The sequence below is a fragment of the Profundibacter amoris genome, assembly GCF_003544895.1.
GTDB lineage: Bacteria > Pseudomonadota > Alphaproteobacteria > Rhodobacterales > Rhodobacteraceae > Profundibacter > Profundibacter amoris.
On the sequence record NZ_CP032125.1, the window covers coordinates 477,741 to 496,989 of the forward strand.

General features: G+C 56.6%; 19 protein-coding genes and 1 tRNA gene. 11 read left to right on the forward strand and 9 right to left on the reverse strand.

Features of this window, described 5'->3' with window-relative positions:
• Positions 1–14: 14 nt before the first annotated feature.
• Positions 15–716, reverse strand: coding sequence for a response regulator transcription factor (locus BAR1_RS02325; RefSeq protein WP_118941529.1), 702 nt, complete (start codon positions 714–716; stop codon positions 15–17).
• Positions 713–2,635 carry a hybrid sensor histidine kinase/response regulator gene (locus BAR1_RS02330; RefSeq protein WP_118941530.1) on the reverse strand — a complete coding sequence of 641 codons (1,923 nt, stop codon included), beginning with the start codon at positions 2,633–2,635 and terminating at the stop codon, positions 713–715. The genes BAR1_RS02325 and BAR1_RS02330 overlap by 4 nt, the downstream gene beginning before the upstream one ends.
• 213 nt (positions 2,636–2,848) lie before the next feature.
• On the opposite strand from BAR1_RS02330, the gene BAR1_RS02335 reads away from it, so the two are divergent.
• The 8 genes from BAR1_RS02335 to BAR1_RS02370 all read left to right on the forward strand — a co-directional run bounded on the left by BAR1_RS02335 (position 2,849) and on the right by BAR1_RS02370 (position 12,873).
• Positions 2,849–4,789: an AMP-binding protein gene (locus BAR1_RS02335; protein ID WP_118944309.1), complete on the forward strand. Its 1,941-nt coding sequence runs from the start codon at positions 2,849–2,851 to the stop codon at positions 4,787–4,789.
• A gap of 5 nt (positions 4,790–4,794) precedes the next feature.
• Complete coding sequence (locus tag BAR1_RS02340; RefSeq protein ID WP_118944310.1) at positions 4,795–5,616, forward strand: ABC transporter ATP-binding protein; 822 nt, start codon at positions 4,795–4,797, stop codon at positions 5,614–5,616.
• A gap of 24 nt (positions 5,617–5,640) precedes the next feature.
• Positions 5,641–6,639, forward strand: a complete 999-nt coding sequence (locus BAR1_RS02345) for a branched-chain amino acid ABC transporter permease (protein ID WP_118941531.1) — start codon at positions 5,641–5,643, stop codon at positions 6,637–6,639.
• Between the two features lie 3 nt (positions 6,640–6,642).
• Complete coding sequence (locus BAR1_RS02350) at positions 6,643–7,719, forward strand: branched-chain amino acid ABC transporter permease (protein ID WP_118941532.1); 1,077 nt, start codon at positions 6,643–6,645, stop codon at positions 7,717–7,719.
• Between the two features lie 83 nt (positions 7,720–7,802).
• Positions 7,803–9,089 carry an ABC transporter substrate-binding protein gene (locus tag BAR1_RS02355; protein ID WP_118941533.1) on the forward strand — a complete coding sequence of 429 codons (1,287 nt, stop codon included), beginning with the start codon at positions 7,803–7,805 and terminating at the stop codon, positions 9,087–9,089.
• A 63-nt stretch (positions 9,090–9,152) separates the two neighbouring features.
• Positions 9,153–9,977 carry an ABC transporter ATP-binding protein gene (locus tag BAR1_RS02360; protein ID WP_118941534.1) on the forward strand — a complete coding sequence of 275 codons (825 nt, stop codon included), beginning with the start codon at positions 9,153–9,155 and terminating at the stop codon, positions 9,975–9,977.
• Positions 9,978–9,991: 14 nt separating this feature from the next.
• Positions 9,992–11,209, forward strand: a complete 1,218-nt coding sequence (locus BAR1_RS02365; RefSeq protein ID WP_118944311.1) for a phenylacetate--CoA ligase family protein — start codon at positions 9,992–9,994, stop codon at positions 11,207–11,209.
• A gap of 29 nt (positions 11,210–11,238) precedes the next feature.
• Complete coding sequence (locus tag BAR1_RS02370; RefSeq protein WP_118941535.1) at positions 11,239–12,873, forward strand: peptidoglycan-binding domain-containing protein; 1,635 nt, start codon at positions 11,239–11,241, stop codon at positions 12,871–12,873.
• A 68-nt stretch (positions 12,874–12,941) separates the two neighbouring features.
• On the opposite strand, the gene ykgO is transcribed toward BAR1_RS02370, so the two are convergent.
• Both ykgO and BAR1_RS02380 read right to left on the reverse strand, forming a co-directional pair.
• Positions 12,942–13,067 carry a type B 50S ribosomal protein L36 gene (gene ykgO / locus BAR1_RS02375; RefSeq protein ID WP_118941536.1) on the reverse strand — a complete coding sequence of 42 codons (126 nt, stop codon included), beginning with the start codon at positions 13,065–13,067 and terminating at the stop codon, positions 12,942–12,944.
• 69 nt (positions 13,068–13,136) lie between these two features.
• Positions 13,137–13,211, reverse strand: a tRNA-Val gene (locus BAR1_RS02380).
• A 148-nt stretch (positions 13,212–13,359) separates the two neighbouring features.
• Here BAR1_RS02380 and BAR1_RS02385 point away from each other — a divergent pair.
• Positions 13,360–14,220: an N-formylglutamate amidohydrolase gene (locus BAR1_RS02385; RefSeq protein ID WP_118941537.1), complete on the forward strand. Its 861-nt coding sequence runs from the start codon at positions 13,360–13,362 to the stop codon at positions 14,218–14,220.
• A 3-nt stretch (positions 14,221–14,223) separates the two neighbouring features.
• Here the strand turns inward: BAR1_RS02385 and BAR1_RS02390 are convergent, their stop codons facing one another.
• Both BAR1_RS02390 and BAR1_RS02395 read right to left on the reverse strand, forming a co-directional pair.
• Positions 14,224–14,601 (reverse strand): CZB domain-containing protein, encoded by a 378-nt coding sequence (locus BAR1_RS02390; RefSeq protein WP_162891647.1) that lies wholly within the window; start codon positions 14,599–14,601, stop codon positions 14,224–14,226.
• A gap of 121 nt (positions 14,602–14,722) precedes the next feature.
• Positions 14,723–15,985: a DNA polymerase IV gene (locus BAR1_RS02395; RefSeq protein ID WP_118941539.1), complete on the reverse strand. Its 1,263-nt coding sequence runs from the start codon at positions 15,983–15,985 to the stop codon at positions 14,723–14,725.
• Between the two features lie 174 nt (positions 15,986–16,159).
• On the opposite strand from BAR1_RS02395, the gene BAR1_RS02400 reads away from it, so the two are divergent.
• Both BAR1_RS02400 and BAR1_RS02405 read left to right on the forward strand, forming a co-directional pair.
• Complete coding sequence (locus tag BAR1_RS02400) at positions 16,160–17,074, forward strand: SPFH domain-containing protein (protein WP_407681522.1); 915 nt, start codon at positions 16,160–16,162, stop codon at positions 17,072–17,074.
• Positions 17,074–17,358: an NfeD family protein gene (locus BAR1_RS02405; RefSeq protein ID WP_118941541.1), complete on the forward strand. Its 285-nt coding sequence runs from the start codon at positions 17,074–17,076 to the stop codon at positions 17,356–17,358. The genes BAR1_RS02400 and BAR1_RS02405 overlap by 1 nt, the downstream gene beginning before the upstream one ends.
• Here BAR1_RS02405 and BAR1_RS02410 read toward each other — a convergent pair whose 3' ends face one another.
• The 3 genes from BAR1_RS02410 to BAR1_RS02420 form a co-directional block, all read right to left on the reverse strand.
• Positions 17,359–18,066, reverse strand: coding sequence for a DUF998 domain-containing protein (locus BAR1_RS02410; RefSeq protein WP_118941542.1), 708 nt, complete (start codon positions 18,064–18,066; stop codon positions 17,359–17,361). It lies immediately after the preceding gene.
• Positions 18,067–18,168: 102 nt separating this feature from the next.
• The gene (gene pyrF / locus BAR1_RS02415) at positions 18,169–18,870 is read right to left on the reverse strand and encodes an orotidine-5'-phosphate decarboxylase (protein WP_118941543.1); all 702 of its coding nucleotides are present in this window, start codon (positions 18,868–18,870) and stop codon (positions 18,169–18,171) included.
• Between the two features lie 59 nt (positions 18,871–18,929).
• Positions 18,930–19,220 carry a hypothetical protein gene (locus tag BAR1_RS02420; protein WP_118941544.1) on the reverse strand — a complete coding sequence of 97 codons (291 nt, stop codon included), beginning with the start codon at positions 19,218–19,220 and terminating at the stop codon, positions 18,930–18,932.
• Positions 19,221–19,249: the final 29 nt, after the last annotated feature.

The following is a 19,249-nucleotide window of genomic DNA, read 5'->3' on the forward strand; positions in this document are numbered from 1 at the left end:
GGGCAAGAAGAAGATCAATCCCAGATCACGTCGCCCAGAAAGATATATCCGGCCCCGTAGATGGTTTTGATCAGGCGGGGGTTTTTGGGGTCTTCGCGCAGTTTGGTGCGCAGGCGCGAGATGCGCACGTCCATTGCGCGATCAAAGCTTTCGCCAGCGGTTCCGCCAAGGGTTTCCTGCATTTGTGCCCGCGAAATCAGGCGCTTGGGGCTGTCGAGAAACAGGCGCAATACTTCGCCTTCGGCATGGCTGAAAGGGGTCTCAAAGCCCTCGCTGTCAACTAGAACATAGCTGTCGAACAGGGCTGTCCAGCCCTCGAAACGAGCGCGGTTGGCGGATTTGGTGCCGGTTTTGCCGCTGCGCAGGCGGGCGCGGACGCGGGCGACGACTTCGGCCGGGTCAAAGGGTTTGATGATGTAGTCATCCGCCCCCAGTTCCAGCCCCGTGACGCGGTCCTGCACCTGTGCGCGGCCCGATATGATGATGATCGAGGCGCCGGATTCCAGCGCCAGACGGTGCACCAGCGCCAGCCCGTCCTTGTCCGGCAGGCCCAGATCGACAAGACAGACATCGGGGGAGGTGGATTTCAGCGAGGCCTCGAATTCGGTGGCGCGGGCGAAGCTGGCGGTTCTGAAACCGGCCTCTTGCAGGGCGTCGGCCAGCATGTGGCGGATTTCGGGTTCGTCATCAAGGATCGTGACAAGCGGTTTGGTCATGCGGGCGGGTCCATGTTCATGAAGGCGGCCAGATCTTCGGCTGTGAAAGGTTTCGGGATCAGCGGATAGCGTTTGGCGGCATCAATGCGCAAGGGGTGATCGGCCGGCAGGGATGTCATCAGGCAGGTGCTGGCCTTCAGGGCGTTTTGTTTCAGGGTGTCGAGCATTTCAACCCCTGTCATATCCCCGATCAGGGAAATATCGGACAGCACGAAATTGACGCCTTCGAGCATGGCCAGCGCCATGCCTTCCTCGGCTGATGTGGCTTCGATTACGCGGTGCCCCATGTCGGTCAGCATTTCGCGCACGGTGGCGCGGATGCCGTCTGAATCCTCGACCAGAAGCACAAGTTTCGGGGTGGTTTCCTGTGCCGCGGGGCGCAGGGGCAGGCGCAGGGTGATCTGTGCGCCGTTACCAGTATTGGCCAATGTCATATGGCCGCCCGCCAGTTTGGTCAGATCATAGACCATCGACAGGCCCAGGCCCGAGCCTTCGCCGCCCTTGGTGGTAAAGAACGGATCCAGCGCATGTTCCAGCGCGTCATCACTGAACCCTCCGCCGGTGTCGGTGACGGTGATTTCCAGCCATGTGTCGCGCACGGGTTTGGTGGTCAGGGTGATCTGGCCGGTTTCTTTGCCGATGGCATCTTTGGCATTCAGGATCAGGTTCAGCAGGGAATCCTGCAATGATCCGGCATCCAGCAGCACAGGCGTATCAATGTCGGTGCAGCGGGTTTGCAGTGTTACGCCTTCGGGCAGGGTGGGGGTGGCAAGGGTCTTCAGGTCGTTCATAAAGCGGCACAGGTCCACCGCCCTGGGCCGCATTTCGCGCGGGCCGGACATTTCGGCGATGCGGTTCAGCAGGGTGCCGCCACGGCGTGCTGCGGATTGGGTGGCGGTGATCAGTTCCTTGGCTTCCGCGTCTTTCACCATACGGGCAAGGCGGCTTTGCATGCCCAGAATGATGGTCAGCAGATTGGCGAAATCATGGGCCATGCCGCTGGTCAGTTGCGCCGCCAGTTCGCGTTTGTGGGTCTGGGCCAGCGCGGCGCGGGCCTGGGCCTCTTCGGTCACATCCATCGACAGGATATAGACGCCGCGTTTGTCACCGGTGCGCTGGTCCGGGGTAAAGGCCACACGGATGCGGCGGCTGGATTCATCGTCGGTGAACTCGAACACGCTGGCTTCGCCCTGACGGGCCTTGTCGCAATAGGGGCGGATTTTACCATAGGCGAAATCACCCAAGGCCTGTGACAGGTGCAGGCCCAGAATGTTCGAGGGGCGCGACGGGATGATCGAGGACAGGCGGCGGTTGGAATAGGTGTAATAGCCATCGGCATCGACATGGGCGATGTGGGCGGGCATCATTTCCGTGGTCATCCGCGTGCGGGCTTCCATTTCCGTCAGCTGGCGTTTGGCCTCTTCCAGTGCGGCGTTGGTGGCGGCCAGCTCGCGGTTGGTTTGCGACAGGCGCTCGGTATGGGCCAGCAGTTGGTCCGACAGTTCTTCCGAGCGGGCGCGCAGCAGTTTTTCCTGATCCTTGATCGCGGTGATGTCGGTGTAAACCGTGACCCAGCCGCCCTGGGGCAGGGGGTTGCCCTCGATCGAAATGGTGCAGCCGTTGGCGCGGGTGCGCTCCATGTAGTGGGCTTCAAACGCGCGGGCTTGTTCCACCCGCGAGGTGACGAATTCGTCAATATCCCCGACTTCGCCATATTCGCCACGCTCCGCCAGAAACCGGATGGTATCGGAAAAATGCGCCCCGGGGGTGCAGAGGTTTTCCGGCAGGTCGAACATTTCCTTGAAAGGGCGGTTCACCCGCACGCAACGCAGATCGCTATCATAGATCGACAGCGCTTGCTGGATCAGGTTCAGACCGGCGCGGGTCAGGTTTTCGGTGGTGGTTTTGGATGACGCCATTTTACATGATCCTTTCGCCCGTATCGCTAGCATTCGAGCCGCGCTTGGGAAAGAGGTGTTACAATTTGTTAGGTTTGCGCAAAAGTCAGGAAAAAATTGACCTGCAGGAAAAAACAGTCACGCTGGGGTAAATAGAGAATCGCCCGTTTACGGGTGGGCTGCCGGAAAACCGGCAGATGGGGAGGATACAACTTGGCACAATCAGACGCGGTTCTGGAATCTATTCCGGCCCTGCTTGCACGCAATGCGGCGACGTTTGGCGACAAGGCAGCGTATCGCGAAAAAGAGTACGGTATCTGGCAGCGCTGGAACTGGAGCGATGTGGCTGGCGAGGTCGAGGCGCTGGCGCTTGGCTTTTTGAACCTTGGTATTCACGAAGGCGACTTTGTTGCCATCATTGGCCGCAATCGTCCGTATTTCTATTGGGCCATGGTTGCGGCGCAATCGGTCGGGGCGATCCCTGTGCCGCTGTATCAGGATGCAAACGCCGAAGAGATGGCCTATGTGCTGGGTCATTGCGGCGCACGGTTCATCGTGGTCGAGGATCAGGAACAGGTCGATAAAGTGATCGAGGTGCAGGACCAGTTGCACCAGTTCGAACATATGATCTATGTCGATCCGCGCGGATTGCGCAAATACGATCACCGTCGTTTGCACCAGTTTTCCCACATTCAGGATCAGGGCCGTGCCGCCCGCGAGGAATTTCTGCCCGAACTTCAGGCCCGCACCGCACGGCTGAAAATGGATAGCACCTGTGTGATGCTGTATACATCCGGCACGACCGGCAAGCCCAAGGGCGTTGTGCTGTCGAACCGCAACGTGATCGTAACCTCGAAGAATTCCTGTGAATTTGACCACCTGCAACCGGGCGAAGAGGTTCTGGCCTATTTGCCGATGGCATGGGTGGGCGATTTTATTTTCTCGATCGGGCAGGCCTATTGGACAGGGTTCTGTGTGAACTGCCCTGAATCTGCCGATACGATGATGACGGATTTGCGCGAAATCGGGCCGACCTACTATTTCGCACCGCCGCGGTTTTTTGAGGGGCAGTTGACCAGCGTTATGATCCGGATGGAGGACGCAGGCCGGTTCAAGAAGTGGCTGTTCAAGAAATATATGGACGTGGCCCGCAAGGTGGGTCCGGCCATACTGGATGGCAAAGAGGTCAGCCTTGGTGACCGGCTTAGCTACAAGTTGGGTAATCTGTTCGTTTATGGTCCGCTGAAAAACACGCTGGGCCTTAGCCGCGTGCGGGTTGGTTATACGGCGGGCGAGGCGATCGGGCCGGAGCTGTTTGAATTCTATCGCTCGTTGGGGATCAACCTGAAACAGTTGTATGGTCAGACCGAAGCAACCGTTTTCATCACCCAGCAGCCGGATGGTGAAGTGCGGGCCGATACGGTGGGCGTGCCATCCCCCGATGTGGAAATCAAAATCGAGGACAACGGCGAGATCTACTACCGCTCGCCCGGTGTGTTCGAGGAATACTATAAAAACCCCGAAAGCACCGCTGACACCAAGGATGCCGACGGCTGGGTCGCCACGGGGGATGCCGGTTTCATCGAGAAAAGCAGCGGGCATTTGCGGATCATCGACCGGGCCAAGGACGTTGGCAAAATGGCCGATGGCGGCATGTTTGCGCCCAAGTTTGTTGAAAACAAGCTGAAATTCTATCCCGACATTCTGGAATCCGTGGTGTTCGGTGCGGATCGTGAATATTGCGTGGCCTTTATCAATATTGACCTGACGGCGGTGGGCAACTGGGCCGAACGTAACAACGTCGCCTATGGGTCCTATCAGGAACTGGCGGGCCACCCCGAGGTTTACAACACCATTGCCGCGCATATCGAAGAGGTGAACAAATCGGTGGCGCAGGATGAAATGCTGTCGGGCTGTCAGGTGCACCGCTTCCTGATCCTGCACAAGGAACTGGATGCCGATGACGGCGAAATGACCCGCACCCGCAAGGTGCGCCGCAAGATTGTGGGCGAGAAATTCAACGACCTTCTGGAGGCGCTTTATGGCGGCAAATCGGAAATCTACACCGAAACCGAAGTGACCTACGAGGACGGGCGCAAAGGGTCGATCAGTGCAACGCTGGAAATACGCGATGTGGCGGTGGTGCCTGTCAAGCAGAAGGTGGCGGCAGAATGAACACGATGACCGAAAATACAACGGTGGGCTATGTCACCGATGACGGGCGCCAGATCGGTGGCACCATCATGGAGATGAAAAACATCACCCTGCGTTTTGGCGGTGTGGTGGCGATCGAGGATATCAGTTTCGATATTCACGAGGGCGAAATCCGCGCCATCATCGGCCCCAACGGCGCCGGCAAATCGTCGATGCTGAATGTGATCAGCGGGTTTTACCATCCGCAAGAAGGCGAGGTCTGGTTCCACGGCAAAAAGCGTCCCTCGATGCGCCCCTATCAGGTGGCCGAACAAGGGATTGCACGGACCTTCCAGAATATCGCGCTGTTCAAAGGGATGAGCACGCTGGACAACATCATGACCGGCCGTTTGACCAAGATAAAGGCCGGGATGCTGTCGCAAGCGATCTGGTGGGGCAAGGCCGCACGGGAAGAAGAAGAACACCGCCGCAAGGTCGAGGAGATCATCGATTTCCTTGAAATTCAGGCAATCCGCAAAACGCCTGTGGGCCGCTTGCCCTATGGTTTGCAAAAGCGGGTTGAGTTGGGCCGAGCTCTGGCCGCCGAACCCAAACTGCTGCTGCTGGACGAACCGATGGCCGGCATGAACGTCGAGGAAAAAGAGGACATGTCCCGCTTTATTCTGGATGTGAACGACGAATTTGGCACCACGATTGCACTGATCGAACATGACATGGGCGTGGTGATGGATATTTCCGACCGCGTGGTGGTGATGGACTACGGCAAAAAGATTGGCGATGGCACACCGTCCGAGGTGTTGGCCAACCAAGAAGTGATTGATGCCTATCTGGGGGTGAGCCATGATTGATTTTCACACAGGGGGGCGCGCATAATGTCTGCTGGTTTTTATTATGGCGTCGAGGTTTTCCTGAACGGGTTGATGGCCGGGGTGATGTATTCACTGGTGGCGCTGGGCTTTGTTCTGATTTTCAAGGCGTCGGGCATTTTCAACTATGCTCAGGGCGTTATGGCGCTGTTTGCCGCCCTGACTTTGGTGGGTTTCCAGAATGGCCAAATCCCCTTTGCCTCGTTGATCAACGCAATTTTTGGCACCAATGTGCATTCCTTTGGCTGGCATTTGCCTGCTCTGCTGGCGATTTTGTTGACTGTGCTGGTGATGGTCCTGTTTGCGATATTGGTAGAACGGTTTGTGCTGAAACATCTGGTCAATCAGGAGCCGATTATCTTGTTTATGGCCACAATTGGTCTGGCCTATTTCATGGAAGGGGTTGGCGACCTGATGTGGGGGTCCGAGATCAAGAAACTGGATATCGGCATTCCGCAGGGCGGTAATGCCTGGGTGGAATCCAATACTGCGTTTCTGGGCGGAGATGATTTTTACGGCTTCTATCTGGACTCGCTGGACATTATCGCGGCGATTGTGGCGATTGCGTTGGTGGCATCGCTTGTTTTGTTCTCGCAATACACCAAAACCGGTCGCGCACTACGAGCTGTGGCGGATGACCATCAGGCGGCGCTGTCTGTCGGGATTTCGTTGCGCACGATCTGGGTGATTGTTTGGTCGATTGCCGGATTTGTCGCGCTTGTGGCAGGGATTATGTGGGGGTCCAAATCGGGCGTTCAATTCTCGCTGTCACTGATCGCGCTTAAGGCCCTGCCGGTGCTGATGCTGGGTGGCTTTACCTCGATCCCTGGTGCGATTGTCGGCGGGTTGATCATCGGGGTTGGCGAAAAGATGTTCGAATTCCTGATCGGCGCGCCTTATCTGGGCGGCGCTACAGAAAACTGGTTCGCCTATGTGCTGGCGCTACTGTTCCTTGTCTTTCGGCCCCAAGGGCTGTTTGGCGAAAAGATTATCGAGAGGGTTTAGGATATGCTGTACCGCGAAGCTGGCGATTTCAAAACGTCCTACGCCAAGGACAACCAGACCTTCCCGATCAAATTTGATCGCGTGGCCTATTACGTCCTGTTGGTGGTGGCCTTTGGCGTGGTGCCGTTTATCATCAATGATTATTGGGCCAATGCGGTGATCGTGCCGTTCTTGATCTATGCGATTGCGACGATCGGGCTGAACATCCTGATTGGCTATTGCGGGCAGCTAAGCCTTGGGACCGGCGGTTTTATGGCTGTGGGGGCCTTTGCCTCCTACAAGCTGATGACGGCCTTCCCCGAGGTTTCAATCATCATCCATATCCTGCTGGCGGGTGGTATTACCGCGCTGGTTGGTGTTGCCTTTGGACTGCCGTCACTGCGCATCAAGGGGTTTTATCTGGCGGTCGCTACGTTGGCTGCACAGTTCTTTCTGGTGTGGTTGTTCAATCGTGTGCCGTGGTTTTATAACTATTCAGCCACAGGCCAGATCAGTGCCCCCGAGCGGAGCTTTATGGGCTATGTGGTTGCCGGATCAAATGTCGGGGCGGTTGAAAAATATCTGATGTGTCTGGTGTTTGTTGTGGCCGTCGCGTGGGTGGCTCGCAACCTGACCCGCGGCACGATGGGACGCAGCTGGATGGCGATCCGCGATATGGATATCGCCGCCGAAATCATCGGGGTGAACCCGCTGAAGGCAAAACTGACAGCCTTTGCCGTGTCATCGTTTTTTATCGGCATTTCCGGCGCGTTGCTGTTCACCGTCTATCTGGGGGCTGCCGAAGTCGGCGAAGCCTTTGGCATCAGCAAATCCTTTCTGGTGCTGTTTATGGTAATTATTGGTGGGCTGGGGTCGATCTTTGGCTCTTTTGCAGGGGCGGCCTTTATGGTGCTGCTGCCGGTGCTGCTGAAAAACGTGCTGGTCGGGGGTATGAACTGGCCTACAGATCTGGCTGCGCATTTCCAGCTGGTCATCGTCGGGGCGCTGATTATCGCGTTCCTTATTCTGGAGCCACACGGGTTGGCCCAGCTATGGCGCGTGGCAAAAGAAAAACTAAGGCTTTGGCCATTCCCGCACTAGGGAACGACCAGACATAACAGATCGGGAAAACCCCGACACCGGATAAATCGAGAATACTAAATTTCAACGGAGGAGAACAACTAATGAAATTGAAACTTGCAACACTGGCACTGTCGGCCCTTATGGCCGCAGCCCCGGCGATGGCCGAACTGGTCTATCCGTCGCTGTCTTATCGCACTGGCGCCTATGCCGCTGGCGGTATTCCTTTTGCCGATGGCTATGCCGATTACTTCACACTGCTCAATGAGCGTGACAGTGGTATTGGCGGCGTCAAAGCCAAGGTGATCGAATGTGAAACCGGCTATTCCACCGAAAAAGGTGTGGAATGCTATGAATCCACCAAAGGCGAAGGCGCCCTGGTGTATCAGCCACTGTCGACCGGTATTACCTATCAGTTGATCCCCAAAGTGACAGCTGACGGCATTCCGTTGCACACCATGGGATATGGTCGCACATCTGCCGCAAACGGCAAGGTGTTCAGCAATGTATTCAACTACCCTGCCAACTACTGGAATGGTGCATCATTGGCCATCAACCACCTGCTGGATATCAACGGCGGTGACATCAAGGGCAAAAAAGTTGCGCTGCTTTATCACAACTCGGCCTACGGCAAAGAGCCGATCCGCACGCTGGAAGAACTGGCCAAAAAGCACGGGTTCGAGCTGAGCCTGCTGGCTGTTGACCACCCCGGTCAGGAGCAGAAATCGCAATGGCTGCAAATCCGCCGCGAAAAACCCGACTATGTTCTGATGTGGGGCTGGGGCGTGATGAACCAGGTTGCCATTCAGGAAGCTGTGAACATCAAATTCCCGATGGAAAACTTCATCGGTATCTGGTGGTCCGGTTCTGAAAACGATGTGCTGCCCGCTGGCGAAGCTGCAAACGGCTACAAGGCTTTGACCTTCCACAATGTCGGCAGTGATTTCCCGGTATTTGCCGATATCCAGAAATATGTTGTGGATGCAGGCAAAGCAGCTGGGGCTGGCGACCAGATCGGCACAGTGCTGTATAACCGTGGTCTTTATGCCGCGATGCTTGCTGCCGAAGCCACACGCAAGGCACAGGAACTGTCCGGCAAAGCCCAGATCACCGCAGCCGATATGCGTGACGGTATGGAAGCGCTGGAAATCACCGAGGAACGTATGGCCGAACTGGGTATGCCCAACTTTGGTCCGTCGTTCAAAGTGTCCTGCGCCAACCACGGTGGCCCTGGCACAGGTGCGGTTCAGCAGTGGGATGCAGCCGCCAAAGAGTGGAAGCTGATCTCCGACTTTGGTCCGTCCGATATGGATGTGATCCAGCCGCTGATTGATGAAGATTCTATGGCCTATGCCAAAGAAAACAACATCACTCCGCGCGAGTGTAACTAATCCAACTGCCCGGGCGGCCATCTGGTGGCCCGGGCAACAGTTTGAACATTTGGGATAAAGAAAATGCTCGACGCCGCCAACACAGACGAGACCCTGCTAGAGGTCAACAATATCGAGGTGATCTACAACCATGTAATCCTTGTGCTGAAGGGCGTCAGCCTGTCGGTCCCCAAGGGGGGCATCACCGCGCTGATGGGCGGCAACGGGGCGGGAAAAACCACCACCCTGAAAGCAATATCAAACCTGCTGCGCTCGGAACGCGGCGAGGTGACCAAAGGCACGATTACCTATCGTGGCAATGACACCAGCGAATTGAACCCCTCCGACATGGTGCGCCGTGGTGTCATTCAGGTGATGGAGGGGCGCCATTGTTTCGAACATCTGACCGTCGAGGAAAACCTGCTGACCGGCGCCTATACGCGCAAGGACGGCAAGGGGGCGGTCAACGCCGACCTTGAAATGGTCTACAATTATTTCCCGCGCCTGAAAGAACGGCGCAAATCGCAGGCCGGTTACACATCGGGTGGCGAGCAACAGATGGTTGCTATGGGACGCGCCCTGATGAGCCGCCCTGAAACCGTGCTGCTGGATGAACCCTCGATGGGTTTGGCGCCGCAGCTGGTTGAACAGATTTTCGAGATTGTAAAATCGATCAACGAAAAGGAAGGCGTGTCTTTCCTGTTGGCCGAGCAGAACACAAATATGGCCCTGCGCTATTCGCATTACGGCTATATTCTGGAATCCGGCCGCGTGGTGATGGATGGCCCTGCCGCCGATCTGCGTGAAAATCCGGACGTGAAAGAATTCTATCTGGGCGTTTCGGACGACGGGCGCAAATCATTCCGCGATGTGCGTTCCTATCGTCGTCGCAAGAGGTGGCTAAGCTGATGCGGGGCGAGGATATGCAGTATTTTGACGAGTTGGAAACACGATCTGCCGATCAACGCGCCGCCGATCTGGCCAAAGCGTTGCCACAGCAAATTGCCCGTGCCAAAACAGCGTCCGGTATCGCCGCCCTGTTGGGCGATGTAGATTCGGCGTCGGTAACTACGGTTGCCGATCTGGCCGCACTTCCTGTCATCCGCAAATCCGAACTGGTTTCGGCACAGGCAGCCAACGCGCCATTTGGCGGGTTCACCACGATTTCGGCGGATGGATTCGAGCATATCCACCAATCCCCCGGCCCGATCTATGAACCCGGCCGCATATCCGGTGACTGGTGGCGCATCGGTCGTTTCCTGCACGCTGCCGGAATCGGCAAGGGTGACATTATCCAGAACTGTTTTGGCTATCACCTGACCCCCGCCGGCATGATCTTTGAATCAGGGGCGCGCGCGGTTGGTGCCGCAGTCTTGCCCGCCGGAACCGGACAAACCGAATTGCAGGCCCGCGCGGCGCATGATGTGGGCGCGACGGCCTATGCCGGCACGCCGGATTATCTGAAAGTGATTCTGGACAAGGCGGAGGCCATGGGCCTGCCGCTGAAAATCTCGCGGGCGGCGGTTGGTGGCGGGGCGCTCTTCCCCTCGCTGCGGCAGGAATATGCCGACCGCGGGATACTGTGTCTGCAAAATTATGCAACCGCCGATCTGGGCAATATTGCCTATGAAAGCCAGGCACAGGAAGGCATGATCGTTGACGAAGGCGTGATTGTCGAGATCGTCACACCGGGCACGGGCAACCCTGTGGCACCGGGGGATGTGGGCGAAGTTGTCGTTACCACCCTGAACCCCGATTACCCGCTGATCCGCTTTGCTACGGGCGATCTGTCTGCCGTGATGGAGGGGATAAGCCCTTGTGGCAGAACGAATATGCGCATCAAGGGCTGGATGGGCCGCGCCGATCAAACAACCAAGATCAAAGGCATGTTCGTGCGCCCCGAACAGGTGGCCGATTTCGTTGCCAAACACGACGAAGTTTCCCGCGCCCGCGTCATTGCCACCCGCGAGGGCGAGATGGATATGATGACCGTGATGGTCGAAACAGACGCCACGGATGCGGACCGTTATCGGATATCAATGGCAGATACGCTAAAGCTGAAGGGCAAAATTGTGCTGGTTGCCAAAGGCAGCTTGCCAAATGATGGTTTAGTGATCGAAGATCAACGAAGTTACGATTGATCCCATAGCGAATAGAAGGAGCACGCGCCATGATGTTGAAACTTAAACAGGTGGCGCTTGCAGCTGCTTTGGGCATTCTGGCAATGCCTGTTTTGGCCAAAGACGTTGCGCTGGTGATCGGCAACCGCGATTATCGGGACCAGCCGGCGATAAGGGGTTTCTATTTCACCCAAGATGGCGTGCAAGCCCTCGAGGCGGCAGGTTTTCGGGTATTTGCCGGCGAAGATCTGGACCGCTCCGAACAAATAACTCTGGCCTCGAAATTCTATGCAGCCCTTGAACCGGCCGATCGGGTTGTGGTTCTGCTGGGCGGGCATTTTGTTTCCGGTGATCGCGACAGCTGGCTGTTGGCCAGCGATGCCCGCAATCCCGACATTTTTTCAGTCGGGCAAGCGGGATTGTCTGTCGGGGCAATTCTGCAGGCAGCCGGGCAAAAACCGGGGGGTGCGATTGTTATGATCGGCCAAAGCGACAACGCAAAGGCCCGCGGCGGTTTGAAAGCAGGAATGGGGGAGCCCGAAATCCCTCAGGGGGTAACTGTTATCAAAGGGCCGATGACCGGATTGTTACAGCTTCTTTCTGGCGATCTGCTAAAGCCGGGGAAATCTGTCGCGGACGTGCTGGAACATGCGCCGCGCGGGGTAACGGCGGATGGTTTCATTGCCAAACACATTCCCTTTGTGCCGGAGACAAACCAGGCGCCGGATCAACCGCAGGACGCTGAATACCTGTATCTGGAAGCGGTGCGCGAAATCGGTACGGTTGCCGCACTGGAAAGCTATCTGAACCGTTATCCGAATGGCCGCTATGCCGACACGGTGCGCCGTGAAATCAGGGATTTGCGTGCCCGGCCAGAATTGCTGGCCAAAGCGGCCGAGGCAAACCTGAAACTGACCCGCGAGCAACGGCGGCAAATCCAGCGAAACCTGTCAATTCTGGGTTTCAATCCGCGCGGGATTGACGGGGTCTTTGGCCGCGGATCACGGGCAGCAATCGGCGCATGGCAGAAATCGCGCGGGATTGACGGGTATGGATATCTGACCGGCAACCAGATTTCGGCATTGCAAGCCGCAGCCGATGTCCGGTCGCGCGAACTGGAAGAAGAGGCGCGCAAACGCCAAGAGGAGCAGGACCGGCTGGATGCAAGTTACTGGCGACGCACCGGACGGGACGGAACCGAGGATGGGTTGCGGGCCTATCTGAAACGCTATCCCGACGGGTTGTATTCCGATATCGCGCATCAACGGCTCGAGCGGTTTGAAGAAGAACGGCGTGCCGAGGCCGCTGCCGCCGAGCGGGACTATTGGGATGGCGTACGGTCGGAAGATACGGTCGAGGCTTACAACCGGTACCTGCGGGTCTATCCCCGCGGTGTGTTTGCGGCCGAAGCAAGGGCAAGGCGTGCGGAATTGCAGGGGAATACGGAAAATGGCGACCAGATCCGCCGCGCCAAAGCAGAAGAGGCGCGGGTGGCTGGTAACGGCATTGTGCGTCTGCTGGTCGAACAAAAACTGCAAGAGCTGGGGCTGAAGCCCGGGCGGGTTGACGGAAAATTCGATGACAAAACCCGCCGCGCGGTGCGTAAGTTCCAGCGGACGCGGAAAATTCCGGTGACGGGATATGTCACGCAGCAAACCATCGTGCGCTTGCTGGCGGCCCGTTAAGGCGCCCGGATACAAAAAAGGCCGCCAGAGCAAATGCCCGGCGGCCTTTTTTGTTAAACCTGATTGGCTTAGCCCTGACGGGCTTTGAACCGTGGGTTTGTTTTGTTGATCACATAAACACGGCCTTTGCGACGCACAATGCGGCAATCGCGATGGCGGCCTTTGAGTGAACGCAAAGAGTTGCGAATTTTCATAACCTCATCCTCGTATCGCGGCGCAGCGGCGCCATTGTTTCAATTCCGGTCCCCGACTTATGGGGCATATGGTGGGCACTACTGGGATCGAACCAGTGACCCCTTCGATGTCAACGAAGTGCTCTACCGCTGAGCTAAGCGCCCATATGGCCAACCAATTCCTGACGTCCCAAAAGAATAGGACGCGGCAGAACCGCGTCGGTCTGCTGGTCTATAAAAGGAGTCGAAGGATTGATCAAGGGCTTTTGATAAACACAAGAAACCGTTTATAAAGGTTGTGTCAGGAGAGGGAATGCCAAAGGCGACATATCAACTGGAACTGCCGGAAAATCGCACGACAAGTGTGATATTTGCTTCGCCTCATAGCGGGCGCAGCTATCCTTGGGCGTTCTTGCGAAAATCCGTGCTGGATGAATTGACAATACGGTCATCAGAAGATGCCTTTGTCGATTTGTTGTTTTCGGATGTGCCATCCTTTGGGGCGCCGTTATTGTCCGCGTGTGCACCGCGGGCCTTTGTGGATTTGAACCGAAGCCGTGATGAACTGGATCCGGCGTTGATCGACGGGGTGCCACGTTCGGGGCTTAATCCGCGTGTGGCCTCAGGGTTGGGGGTAATTCCGAGGGTGGTTTCCAGCGGTCGTCACATATATCGCGGGAAACTGCCAAAGCGCGAGGCGGATATGCGGCTGACGCAATATTGGCAGCCATACCATGATGCGCTTGAAGGGCTGGTTGCGGAAAACTTAAGGATGTTTGGTCAGGCGGTGCTGATTGATTGTCACTCGATGCCGCACGAGGCCTTAGACAGTACTAACCGGCGCAATGGCCCAAAGGCCGAAGTTGTGTTGGGGGACCGGTATGGGGCTGCTGCAAATAGCGATATTGTGGATCGGATCGAGGCGGCATTTGTTGCCGCGGGTCTGACTGTTGTGCGCAATATGCCATTTGCTGGGGCATATGTCGCGCAACACTATGGCCGCCCGTCCCTGAACCGGCATGCAGTGCAGATCGAGATTGACCGCTCCCTGTATATGAACGAAAAGCTGATCCGGCCAAACGCCAATTTCCGCAGCTTTCAAAAGATGATCGCGTCTATCGCCAGTGAAATATCGGAAATAGGGCGGCGTGAACAACCATTGGCCGCAGAGTAACCCTTACACAACTGCGGATTCATTTTTCCATTTACGCAATCCGCGCACCAGTTTTTCCGACTTGGCCGAAAAATCCCCTTCCAGAAGTTCAACGGCGCCTGATGTATCCCCGCTGGTCGCCCGTTTCAGAACATCGGCGGCACAGATATGAAATTCTGCATGAAGCCGTTTGATAACACTGTAGGGAACGCCATTACGGGTTTGCGGGTCAATTTCCGACCCATGCAGCCATTTCCCGAACGCACATTTATCATCGCAGCGAACATCCTCGACACTCTGGGTGCTTTGCCCCTTGTTGATCGCGGTGCGCAGTTTGATTTTCCAACTGCCGTGGGCCCCGATGGCATCATTGATTTGTTTGACCAGATTGTTGTCGGGCATCATATGAATCCTGTTCTCTATGGGTTTGCACGTAACCGGATAAATCCGGGCCATTTGTCAGAATCATAAGGTTGAGTGGCTTAACAGGGGATGAAAATTCACGGGGCGATTAAAACTTGAATCATTTCGGGCGCAGGGCGCGGCCCTTTTTGATCGCATCGCGCCCGAATTTCTGCCGGATACTGTCGGTGGCCCGTTCTGCGGCGGCGCGTTTGGCAGCATCCGGATCCAGCAGGTCAACCGCAAGGTCGGCTGTGTCGGCGGGGGAAAGGTCACTGATACCGACCCCAATCAGGCGGTAGGGGCCTTCATCGCCAACGCTTGCCATCACATCGCGGGCTGTTCGGTAAATGCGGTCGGCCATCTGGGTCGGGTCATACAGGCTGGTGCGGCGGCTAAGTTGCGTGTGATCGGCACGTTTCAGTTTCAGGGTGACAATGCGGCCAGCCTGCCCCTTGGCCTTGGCGCGGTCAGCCACCTGTTCGGACAGCCGGAAGATATGGCCATCCAGCACCTTTAAATCGGACGTGTCGGTGGAAAAAGTGGTTTCCTTGGAAATGCTTTTCACCGGTGCATGAGCGGACACGCGGCGCACATCCTGCCCCCGCGCCAGATGCCACAGCCGATCCCCCATCGAGCCGAACCGCGCGCCCAGCTCCTTGTGGTCCCAGCGTAGAAGATCGTCAAAGGTGCGGATGCCGGCGCCCTCTAATGAAGCCTGCATCGCCTTGCCAACGCCCCAGATCATCCGCACGGGTTTGTTTTGCAAAAAGCTTTCGGTCTCGGCCTTGCCAATCACCGAAAAGCCACGCGGTTTGTCCAGATCGGAGGCCACCTTGGCCAGAAATTTGTTGTGTGACAGCCCGACAGAGCCGGACAGACCCAGTTCATCCTCCATCCGTTTGACCAGCCGTGCCAGCATCACCGCAGGGGGCGCGTGGTGCAGTTTGGCGGTGCCAGTCATGTCAAGGAACGCCTCGTCCAGCGACAGGGGTTCGATCGAGGGGGTCAGCTCGTCCATCAGTTTGCGGATATCGCGCGAGGCCTGGGCGTAAACTTCCATCCGGCCCGGCACGACCACGGCATCGGGGCAAAGTTTCAGCGCCTGAAACATCGGCATCGCGGATCGCACCCCTTTAATGCGGGCGATATAGCAGGCAGTGGACACCACGCTGCGCGGGTGGCGTGACCCGATGATCACGGGTTTGTCACGCAGATCGGGATTGTCACGCTTTTCAACCGAGGCATAGAAGGCATCGCAATCCATATGCGCGATCGACAGGTTGAACAGTTCGGGGTGTTCCAGAACCCGCGGGCTGTGACATTGCGGACAGCGGGGGCCGCTGTCAAACTGGGTCATGCAATCACGGCAAAGGGCGGGCATGGAACGGGTCCGGTCAAAGGGCAAAATATGCTGTCCATAGACTATATGATTTGCCTGCTGCTTGCATATGGCCGTTTTGCGGAATGTCCGAAAAAAGCGATTTCGTGGCGGTTTCTCTTTTCTTTAGGCTGAATCATCCCCATATATAGGCTCAGGTCAGAAGGGATTTATTAAATGAATAGAAAGGGTGAGCCATTGAATATTGAAGAGCTTTTCAACCAATTGCTGGGCGGAAACATCGTTTTGCTGGTGCTGGCAGCGCTGATTATTATTGCACTGTTCAAGGCAGTTCGAATTGTGCCGCAATCGGAAAAATATGTGGTGGAACGGTTTGGCCGTTTGCGCACGGTGCTGGGGCCGGGGATCAATGTGATCGTGCCGTTTCTGGACCGCGTGCGCCACAAGGTTTCGGTGCTGGAACGCCAGTTGCCCATCCATTCGCAGGATGCAATCACCAGCGACAACGTGCTGGTGCAGGTGGAAACCAGTGTGTTTTACCGGATTCTGGAGCCGGAAAAGACGGTTTACCGAATCCGCGATGTGGATGGCGCGATTTCCACCACGGTTGCGGGCATTGTGCGCTCGGGTATTGGCGAGATGGAGCTGGACGAAGTGCAGTCCAACCGCCAGCAACTGATTGCCAAGATCAAGCATCAGGTGGCGGATGCGGTGGATGACTGGGGTATCGAAGTGACCCGTGCCGAAATTCTGGACGTCAATCTGGACAATGCCACCCGCGAAGCGATGTTGCAGCAATTGAACGCGGAACGCGCACGCCGTGCCCAAGTGACCGAGGCCGAGGGTACCAAGCGATCTGTCGAGTTGAATGCGGACGCCGAGCTATATGCAGCCGAGCAAAAAGCCAAAGCGCGTCGAATTTCAGCGGACGCCGAGGCCTATGCAACCGAAGTTGTGGCGCAGGCTATTAAAGAGCACGGCATTGAATCGGCGCAGTATCAGGTTGCCCTGAAACAGGTCGAGGCGATGATGGAAATCGGCAAAGGGACCGGCAAACAGACCATTTTGATGCCAAGCAATATTGTGGACGCCTTTGGCGACGCCTTCAAAATGCTGAAAGGAAGAGCATAATGTGGACAACATGGTGGCTTTGGATGGCCGGAGGGCTGATTCTGGGAATTATGGAAGTACTGGCGCCAACGTTTATCCTGCTGGGGTTCGCCATCGGCGCCTTTGTCACCGGCGGGTTCCTGTATTTCGGGGGCGGTGTGGCGTTTTTTTCGGCAACCCTGCCTTACACGCTGGTGTTTTTCGCCGTTGTTTCGGTGGCCTCATGGCTGGTGATGCGCATGGTGTTCGGCGTGAACCGCGAAAAGGTGAAAACCTATAGCAAGGACGTGGATATCAACGACTGATTATCTGCGCAGTTTGTTAAACAACCGGCCGAGTCCCTGCAGGGCTCGGCCTTTTGCCAGCCACGAGGCGGCAAAGGCGAAAACGCCAACGGATTCCCACAGGAACAGGTAGTTGTAACTATCACGGCTGGCTTGTTTGTCCGGTTGCAGGAAATAGATCACCAAGGCGATGATCGCCATGATGATCACAATTCCGCAGCCTACATAAAAGCGGTTGCGGCGGGTCCAGACGATTTTGTGCTTTTCTGTCCTGTCGCAACGGGTGAACAGCACGATGCTGAACACCGCGAGGCCGGCAAAGAATATACCGGCAAAAACATAGTGGATCAGCGACGGGTGAAAGGTAAAGCCGGTGTCGTTGCAAACTCCGCAGGCATTTTCCAGTCCTACAGGAAACAGGGCAATGCCGATTGCGCTGACTCCGGCGATCCGTGCGGTGATCCTGTCGGACAGCCGTTCGCCCGGCCGGTTGCGATAGCCCTTGTAGCTAAGCAAAAACACCCCGATGGCGCACATGGTGCCCACCAGAACATCCCCCATCTGGGTATAATAGAACCCGCTGATAGATGTCTGCATTTTGACCCCGAACAGCGTTGATCCCAGCAAAACCACGGGCAGGGCCAGCCCCAACAGGCCAATCGCCTGACGAACAAACAAAAAGGACTGCACCAGCTGGTTTTCTTTTTCCTGATCTTTGCCCGATTGCATGTGCCTTTGCTCCTTTGCTGCGAAAATCGCACAAAGACATACCACATTTGCGGGTTTGTTGCCCGAAACGGGTAAACAGGGGGCTGTTAAGCAATCAGTGGGTCAGAGTCGGGCAAGCTGGCCCTGTATCATCTGCGCCATACCGCGCGGGTCTTTGGCCTGCCAGATCGGGCGGCCGACAACGATATGATCGGCCCCATCTGTAATTGCCTGCACCGGTGTGGCAACACGTTTCTGGTCGCCCAATGCGCTACCAGCCGGACGCACGCCGGGGGTGACGATCAGTTTGCCTTCGGATTGGGGTAGGGCGCGGATCAATGCAGCCTCTTGCGGCGAGGCAATAACCCCGTCGGCGCCAGCGTCCAGTGCCTTGGCTGCGCGTTCCAGCACCAGCGATTGCACATCACCCGATTTGATACAGCAATCATCCAGATCCCCCCGATCCAGCGAGGTCAGGATGGTGACCGCAAGGATTTTCATATCCTTGCCCGCGGCACCCTCTTTGGCGGCTTTAACGACGTGCGGATCACCATGCACGGTCAGGAAATCCAGATCGAACTGCGCCAGCCCGCGCACCGCGGTTTCCACGGTGGCGCCGATGTCGAACAGTTTCATATCCAGAAAAATCCGCTTGCCGCGTTCCTGTTTCAATTCATTGGCCAATGCCAGCCCACCGCCGGTCAGCATACCCAAACCGATTTTGTAAAAGGAAACATTGTCGCCCAGATCATCCGCCAGTTTCAGCCCTGCAAGGGCATCTGGCACATCAAGGGCAACGATCAGGCGGTCCGTGGGGTTTTGCATGGCGCATATCCTGTATAACAACGGGTTTGCGCCTTAGGTGGCCTGCGATTGGTCCCCTGTCAAGCAGCGGTTTGTTCGCTGGGGGTTAGCATTTCCAGTGTTTCCTGACCGGACCGGATTTCCGGCATCCGGCGCGCCTGTCGCATTGCGTCGTTTTTCAGACCCAGTTTGATCAGCGCCATACGCTCACTGGAATTTTCCCCAGTCGGGATGGCGCAGCTGCAATCGTAATTTACGATATCGCAGCGTGCGCCCAACCCACCGCTGATGAAAAAAGTCACACTGCCCAACATCCGGCGCCCTTCGGGGGCGGGGCGAATATTCTGTACACGGGTTTCAACGATGTTCATTTACTCGACTCACTCGTTATTTCGATACC

What these genes read in the sequence shown, in the direction of transcription:
- BAR1_RS02410 (WP_118941542.1), bottom strand. Translation starts at nt 18,066, where the DNA reads ATGCAATCGGGCAAAGATCAGGAAAAAGAAAACCAGCTGGTGCAGTCC.
- BAR1_RS02390 (WP_162891647.1), bottom strand. Translation starts at nt 14,601, where the DNA reads ATGCCCGACAACAATCTGGTCAAACAAATCAATGATGCCATCGGGGCC.
- ykgO (WP_118941536.1), bottom strand. Translation starts at nt 13,067, where the DNA reads ATGAAAATTCGCAACTCTTTGCGTTCACTCAAAGGCCGCCATCGCGAT.
- BAR1_RS02325 (WP_118941529.1), bottom strand. Translation starts at nt 716, where the DNA reads ATGACCAAACCGCTTGTCACGATCCTTGATGACGAACCCGAAATCCGC.
- BAR1_RS02360 (WP_118941534.1), top strand. Translation starts at nt 9,153, where the DNA reads ATGCTCGACGCCGCCAACACAGACGAGACCCTGCTAGAGGTCAACAAT.
- BAR1_RS02350 (WP_118941532.1), top strand. Translation starts at nt 6,643, where the DNA reads ATGCTGTACCGCGAAGCTGGCGATTTCAAAACGTCCTACGCCAAGGAC.
- BAR1_RS02355 (WP_118941533.1), top strand. Translation starts at nt 7,803, where the DNA reads ATGAAATTGAAACTTGCAACACTGGCACTGTCGGCCCTTATGGCCGCA.
- BAR1_RS02365 (WP_118944311.1), top strand. Translation starts at nt 9,992, where the DNA reads ATGCAGTATTTTGACGAGTTGGAAACACGATCTGCCGATCAACGCGCC.
- BAR1_RS02330 (WP_118941530.1), bottom strand. Translation starts at nt 2,635, where the DNA reads ATGGCGTCATCCAAAACCACCACCGAAAACCTGACCCGCGCCGGTCTG.
- BAR1_RS02385 (WP_118941537.1), top strand. Translation starts at nt 13,360, where the DNA reads ATGCCAAAGGCGACATATCAACTGGAACTGCCGGAAAATCGCACGACA.
- BAR1_RS02345 (WP_118941531.1), top strand. Translation starts at nt 5,641, where the DNA reads ATGTCTGCTGGTTTTTATTATGGCGTCGAGGTTTTCCTGAACGGGTTG.
- BAR1_RS02400 (WP_407681522.1), top strand. Translation starts at nt 16,160, where the DNA reads ATGAATAGAAAGGGTGAGCCATTGAATATTGAAGAGCTTTTCAACCAA.
- BAR1_RS02395 (WP_118941539.1), bottom strand. Translation starts at nt 15,985, where the DNA reads ATGCCCGCCCTTTGCCGTGATTGCATGACCCAGTTTGACAGCGGCCCC.
- BAR1_RS02405 (WP_118941541.1), top strand. Translation starts at nt 17,074, where the DNA reads ATGTGGACAACATGGTGGCTTTGGATGGCCGGAGGGCTGATTCTGGGA.
- BAR1_RS02420 (WP_118941544.1), bottom strand. Translation starts at nt 19,220, where the DNA reads ATGAACATCGTTGAAACCCGTGTACAGAATATTCGCCCCGCCCCCGAA.
- pyrF (WP_118941543.1), bottom strand. Translation starts at nt 18,870, where the DNA reads ATGCAAAACCCCACGGACCGCCTGATCGTTGCCCTTGATGTGCCAGAT.
- BAR1_RS02340 (WP_118944310.1), top strand. Translation starts at nt 4,795, where the DNA reads ATGACCGAAAATACAACGGTGGGCTATGTCACCGATGACGGGCGCCAG.
- BAR1_RS02370 (WP_118941535.1), top strand. Translation starts at nt 11,239, where the DNA reads ATGATGTTGAAACTTAAACAGGTGGCGCTTGCAGCTGCTTTGGGCATT.